A 6,252-nucleotide genomic window follows, 5' to 3' on the forward strand; every position below is an offset into this window, starting at 1 on the left:
AATTACGGTTTGGTTAATATGAGCATAATGCTTGTGTACGATATGCCCATGCGAAATAAGTCATTTTCAGGCGCCTAATTGACTTGAAAGAGTCGTGAAACAGCCCGCTATTATGTAGTGGGCTTTTTTACGTCTGTAATTTGTTGAAATTACGGTTTGGTTAATATGAGCATAATGCTTGTGTGGGCGATATGCCCATGCGAAGTAGGTCATTTTCAGGTGCCTAATTGACTTAAAAGAGTCCCGAAACAGCTCGCTATGATATAGCGGGCTTTTTGTGTCCGTAACTTAGGCAATGTTTATAAAATTGACAATGTGAAGATATAGCTAAGTTTTCAATTATTGGTATTTGACATATTAATAAGCAAAATTGATTAATTAAGTTGAAGATAACGGTACGATTTGATGGGTTTAATATTTGTTCAATATCACCGACTTATTAGCCAATAATGAGGCATAGATCAAAGTTTACTTCAGTTTGTTGTTACAAAATAAATTTAAGTTCTCGATCTTATTTATTATTTTGGTTGAATTAGGCGTTGTTCAGAGTGAACCATTGAGCCATTCAATAACGACTTAGGGATTATGCGAGAAGAATAAACATATCAACAAATGATATCCGAATTTAACGGTTACAATAGAACATTTTGCCACCATCGCCCAGATGAATTTTCCGTTTATGCGATGCTAGATCAATTTTGCAAGGCTGTTATATCTGTTCATTTTATATATGACACGCTTATGCATATCTAGGCTGCCTAGCCGATGATTTAATGCTTAACAGTACCAATGAAAACATTAAATAGGCATGTAATAACCATAGTTGATCGTACATCAGTTTGAAATAGTTAAAGGCCTTTGGTTTAAGCATCATGCAATGCCAATCTCCAGTTTTGAAACGATACTTATTGTTAAATAAAGAAGGACTTTTAGACAATGAATAACACTATTAAGAAACTAATATATGGTGGCGTTTTAATAATTGTCATCGCAGGGGCTTGGGCTGTATGGCAGTATTTTCAAGCACAACCATTGGGTGCTGGTTTCGCCTCAGGTAACGGAAGGATTGAAGCTGTACAGGTTGATATATCAACAAAAATTGCAGGTCGAGTCGATACAATTATGGCGCAGGAGGGCGATCTAGTTCAGGCAGAACAGATTGTCGCAAAAATCAATACAGATCAACTGCGAGCTCAGTTAATCGGCGCAGAAGCAAACGTTGCCAGTGCAGAAAGCCAAGTCGCATCCGCTTTGGCAGCCATAGAGCAGGCAAAGGCGGAACAATTACTGGCTGAACAAGAGTTGCATCGGGCACGCGAGTTGGTAAAAAATAATCACATCAGTAAGGAAACCTACGATACACGAGTAAGTCAGGTAGCCGTTGCCAAAGCCGCCCTTGAGGCTGCTAAAGCTGGACTAGTATACCGAGAACGTATGGTCGATGCTGTGAAGGCTAGCACTACAGAGATCCAGACTCAAATCGACGATTGTGTTCTCAAATCACCGGTTATTGGCAGAGTTATTTATCGACTTGCCGAACCCGGTGAAGTGCTAGGAAGTGGCGGTAAAGTGCTAACCGTTGTGAACCTCGCCGATGTCTATATGGAGGTCTTTCTTCCGTCAGCTCAGGCTAATAGCATTGCTATCGGTGCAGAGGCTCGAATTAAGCTGGATATCTTAGATTTCGCTATTCCTGCGTCTGTCAGTTTTGTGTCACCGGAATCCCAATTCACACCAAAGCAAGTTGAAACACTCAGTGAACGCGAAAAACTCATGTTTCGTGCCAAAGTACGAATACCGCAAAATTTAGTCCAGAGCCATATTGATGATGTAAAGACAGGGGTTCGCGGGGTTGCTTACATTCGTCTGACCACAAAATCCGGAGAAAAACCTGCTCCGTGGCCGGACTTTCTTCAGAAATTACCACCGCAAGCCGAACCCGTCTCAGTCAATAATAACTAATGTGGGTGCAGTACCATGGACCAACAAGATTATCCTATCGTCTGCATTAAGGGTGTTACGCATACCTATAAGAAAGTGAATGCTATCGAAGATGTGTCACTGACCATTCCTTCTGGGATGATGGTTGGCTTACTCGGTCCTGATGGTGTTGGTAAGTCGACGCTATTGGCCCTTATTTCGGGTGTTCGCAAGTTACAGCATGGCAGTCTTGAGGTGCTTGGTGGTGACATGGCTTCGGCCCGCCACCGCTCCGAAGTTGGCCCTCGGATTGCCTACATGCCCCAAGGTCTGGGTAAAAACCTTTATAGCGAGCTTAGTGTTGCCGAAAACCTAGATTTCTTTGGAAAGTTATTTGGTCAGGGGGCTTCTGAGCGTAAAGCTCGAATCGATAGTTTGACTAAAGCAACAGGGCTTCACTCTTTTCTATCAAGGCCAGCGGGCAAGTTATCTGGTGGCATGAAACAAAAACTTGGGCTCTGCTGTTCGCTTATACATGATCCAGATCTGTTGATATTGGATGAGCCGACGACTGGTGTCGACCCATTGTCAAGGCGACAATTTTGGCAATTAATCAACGCTATTCGCAGCGAAAGACCCAGCATGAGTGTGATAGTGTCCACTGCGTACATGGACGAAGCAGAAGACTTTGACTGGCTGGTTGCAATAGATGCTGGACATATCTTGGACACAGGTACTCCAGCAGAGCTAAAAGCCAAAACTAACACCAGTAATTTAGAAAAGACGTTTGTGCGCTTACTACCGGAAGGAAAGCGGGGAAGTGGTAAAGAGCTTGTTATCCCTCCATTTGAAAAGACTGCTGGCACACCTGCTATCATAGCGAAAGGGTTGACTCGACGCTTCGGTGATTTTACCGCTGTGAACAACGTTAGCTTTGAAATTCAAGCTGGCGAGATTTTTGGTTTTCTCGGTTCTAACGGTTGTGGCAAGACCACCACAATGAAAATGCTGACGGGTTTGCTGCCAGCTTCTGAAGGTGAGGCTTTTTTATTCGGAAAGTTAGTTGATGCGAACAATCTAGAAATGCGCAAGCGTGTCGGATTTATGTCACAAGCTTTTTCGCTGTATGGCGAACTAACTGTGATGCAGAATTTAACCTTGCATGCTCGCTTATTTCATCTGTCACCGTCAAAAACAACAGAGCGGATAAATACGCTGGTTGACCGTTTTGGTCTGCACAAACAAATAGATGATCTAGCTTCATCGCTGCCACTTGGCATCCGTCAGCGGCTTTCGCTCGCGGTTGCGGTGATCCATGAGCCCGAAATGCTTATTCTTGACGAGCCTACTTCAGGTGTTGATCCTGTCGCTCGTGACGAATTTTGGGAGCTGCTTGTTGAGTTGTCACGTCGAGATAAAGTGACCATATTTATTTCTACCCATTTTATGAATGAGGCTTTACGTTGCGATCGCATTTCGCTCATGCACGCTGGTGAAGTACTTGTTTATGATGAACCGCAACATCTAGTAGAAGCCAAAGGTGCAGCCTCGCTCGAGGAAGCATTTATCAATTACCTGAAAGATGCCATTGGAACGACTGCCGAAGAATCAACCGATTTGGCTTCTGTGCAGCCAGATGATTCATCAACGTTAACAAGTTCACCTTCAACCACATTAAAACGCCACTATTTTAGCTTGAATAGGTTATTGGCATACAGCTATCTCGAAATGATGGCGGTAATGCGTGACAGGATACGTTTGGCATTTGCCTTTTTTGGCAGTGTGATCTTATTAATTGTTATTGCTTACGGTATATCGCTAGATATAGAGGATCTCACTTTTGCCGCGCTGGATCTGGACCGTACTCCAGAGAGCCGCCAATATTTAAGTAACTTTCAAGGGTCACACTATTTTATTGAGAGACCAGAACTGCAAAGTAAAGATGAACTTGAATGGCGTCTTAAGTCTAACGATATAACCTTAGCGATAGAGATCCCTCCGGGCTTTGGCCGTGATTTAAAAACGGGCCAAACGCCTAGTATTTCTGCTTGGATTGATGGTGCTAATACCACCAGAGCAAGCACTATAGAAGGATATGTCACTGGTGGCCATATACGCTATCTTACCGAGTTAGCAACAAATGCAGGTATCGACGCAAGAGCTCTATATAAAGTAGATCTACAGTCTCGATATCGTTATAACCCATCATTTGAGAGCATATTTTCGATTGGGCCGAAAACGCCTGCCTTGCTGTTGCTCTTTTTCCCCGCAATCTTGATGGCGGTGAGTATCTCGCGTGAGAAGGAGGTTGGCACTATCACCAACTTTTACGTCACGCCAACAAACAAACTTGAATTTCTGATAGGCAAACAGCTGCCTTATATTGGCATTGGCATGGCTAACTTTTTTATTCTGACATTCTTAGTGGTATTTTTGCTACAAGTACCGCTAAAAGGTAGCCTGCTGGGCTTAACTGTGGGAGCTTTCTTTTACGTTTGCGCTTCAACGGGTATTGGGTTAATTGTTTCCGCGTTAACTAAGACACAGGTTACCGCTGTTTTTGCGACTACAATTGTGTCTTTATTACCCACAGCACTTTTCTCCGGGTTAGTTCAGCCAACATCAACGTTAGAAGGCGGGGGATATCTTATCGGTATGGCGTGGCCCGCAACCTATTACATGCATTTGAGTGTCGCTGCATTTACCAAAGGATTGGATTTCTTTGCCCTAGCAGGGGATTTAATGATGCTATCCATTTATGGTCCGCTCTTTGTCGTTTTGGCTGCAGTATGTTTGACAAAACAAGAGGCATAATTGATGAAAACCTGGAGTAACATTTTTTGGCTCGGTACTAAAGAGTTACGCAGCGTTCTTGGTGACGTTGTTATGGTAATGCTAATTATTTTCCTATTCAGCGCCCAGATTTATTCACGATCAACAGCCATCAGCGAGTCGGTTAATAACGCTTCGATTGCCATTGTCGATGAAGACCACTCTACGCTTTCTCGTAGCATTGCCAATGCTTTTTACCCGCCTTATTTTAACCTTGCAGAGCAAATCTCTGCTACTGATATTGACCAAGTTATGGATCAAGATCGTTTCATGTTTGTGGTCTCCATTCCACCAAAGTTTGAAGCAGATGTTCGTGATGGGCGCTTGCCGAGTGTACAGATAGATGTTGATGCTACCGCAGTGACTCAAGCGAGTCTAGGTAACCACTATATTCAAAATATCATAACTAACGAGGTGAATTTTTTTGTTAATCGTTCAAACGAAACAACAACCTATCCAGTGGCTTTAGTTCAACGCCGAGCCTTTAACCCAAATGGCACAATGACCTGGTTTAGTTCGATTGGTGCACTGCTCGATAACGTAACCTTGTTGGCCATTATACTGACTGGCGCTGCGTTATTGCGTGAGCGTGAACATGGTACCATTGAGCACTTGCTTGTTATGCCACTGACTTCGTTTCAAATTATCATGTCGAAGGTATGGGCTAACGGATTAATTGTTTTAGTAGCTTTCTCGTTATCATTGTTCTTTATGGTTGAGACCTTGTTAGATGTACCCATTGCAGGATCTCGATGGTTACTACTTGGCGGGACGACCATTTATTTATTTGCAGCAGCAGCCATCGGTATTTTTCTCGGTACAATTGCCCGTACGATGGCACAATTTGCACTACTGTTGATGATAGTGATAATACCCATGATGTTACTCTCTGGTGGGATCACTCCGATTGAGAGCCAGCCAGCTATTATTCAACCATTTACATGGCTTTTCCCTTCGCGGCACTTTATGGCTTTTTCTCAGGCCGTTGTTTTTCGGGGTGCTGATATCAGCATAGTGTGGCCAGAATTACTCAATATCATTGGTCTAGGGGCTATCTTTTTTGCTTTCAGCCTTGCGCTTTTCCGTCGGTCAATTGCCGTTAGTAAGTAGTTTATATTCTTACTTTTCATATTATGGGTTTAATGCCTTTAAACCACAAAGCCACCAATTACGGTGGCTTTGTTATGTAGAGCACTTGATTATGCGTTATTTATTTTTTGCTTTAGATCATAAGCATCGTCGGTAACAACACGTTCAAGTACTTCAATTCGTTGACGCAGGGCGTTAATTTCATCATGCAGTGCTTTATTGTTAGTTGCTTGTTCTGCCGTCGTATGTGATTGCCGTTGCTTGAGCTTCATTATAGTGACAATAAAGCTGCCTAAAATGGCCAGAATAGGAATTAATAATGCCAATGTTGGTGGGTTCATAATGCGTCCTTAATTGTTTTTATTTATTGTCTATTATTGTGACGTTTTCAAGCAGAATTACTAGTGACAA

4 protein-coding genes are annotated in these 6,252 nt (G+C 42.9%); 3 read left to right on the top strand and 1 reads right to left on the bottom strand.

Translation table 11 applies throughout. From position 1 onward, the window contains the following. Window positions 1-936: 936 nt before the first annotated feature. The 3 genes from CXF78_RS11240 to CXF78_RS11250 are packed head-to-tail and all read left to right on the top strand — an operon-like array spanning window position 937 to window position 5,862. Window positions 937-1,962: an HlyD family secretion protein gene (locus CXF78_RS11240; RefSeq protein ID WP_011637029.1), complete on the top strand. Its 1,026-nt coding sequence runs from the start codon at window positions 937-939 to the stop codon at window positions 1,960-1,962. A gap of 15 nt (window positions 1,963-1,977) precedes the next feature. Continuing rightward, the gene (gene rbbA / locus CXF78_RS11245) at window positions 1,978-4,734 is read left to right on the top strand and encodes a ribosome-associated ATPase/putative transporter RbbA (protein WP_102036827.1); all 2,757 of its coding nucleotides are present in this window, start codon (window positions 1,978-1,980) and stop codon (window positions 4,732-4,734) included. Between the two features lie 3 nt (window positions 4,735-4,737). Further along, entirely contained in the window at window positions 4,738-5,862 is a 1,125-nt protein-coding gene (locus CXF78_RS11250; protein WP_102036828.1) for an ABC transporter permease, read from the top strand. An 89-nt stretch (window positions 5,863-5,951) separates the two neighbouring features. Here CXF78_RS11250 and CXF78_RS11255 read toward each other — a convergent pair whose 3' ends face one another. Beyond that, window positions 5,952-6,182 carry a hypothetical protein gene (locus CXF78_RS11255; RefSeq protein ID WP_011637032.1) on the bottom strand — a complete coding sequence of 77 codons (231 nt, stop codon included), beginning with the start codon at window positions 6,180-6,182 and terminating at the stop codon, window positions 5,952-5,954. Window positions 6,183-6,252: the final 70 nt, after the last annotated feature.

Origin of the sequence: Shewanella sp. 11B5, assembly GCF_002836795.1 — a bacterium.
Taxonomy (GTDB): Bacteria; Pseudomonadota; Gammaproteobacteria; order Enterobacterales; family Shewanellaceae; genus Shewanella; species Shewanella frigidimarina.

Excerpts from the sequence above, each read along its gene's own strand:
- CXF78_RS11240 (WP_011637029.1), top strand. The coding sequence starts at position 937 with ATGAATAACACTATTAAGAAACTAATATATGGTGGCGTTTTAATAATT.
- rbbA (WP_102036827.1), top strand. The coding sequence starts at position 1,978 with ATGGACCAACAAGATTATCCTATCGTCTGCATTAAGGGTGTTACGCAT.
- CXF78_RS11250 (WP_102036828.1), top strand. The coding sequence starts at position 4,738 with ATGAAAACCTGGAGTAACATTTTTTGGCTCGGTACTAAAGAGTTACGC.
- CXF78_RS11255 (WP_011637032.1), bottom strand. The coding sequence starts at position 6,182 with ATGAACCCACCAACATTGGCATTATTAATTCCTATTCTGGCCATTTTA.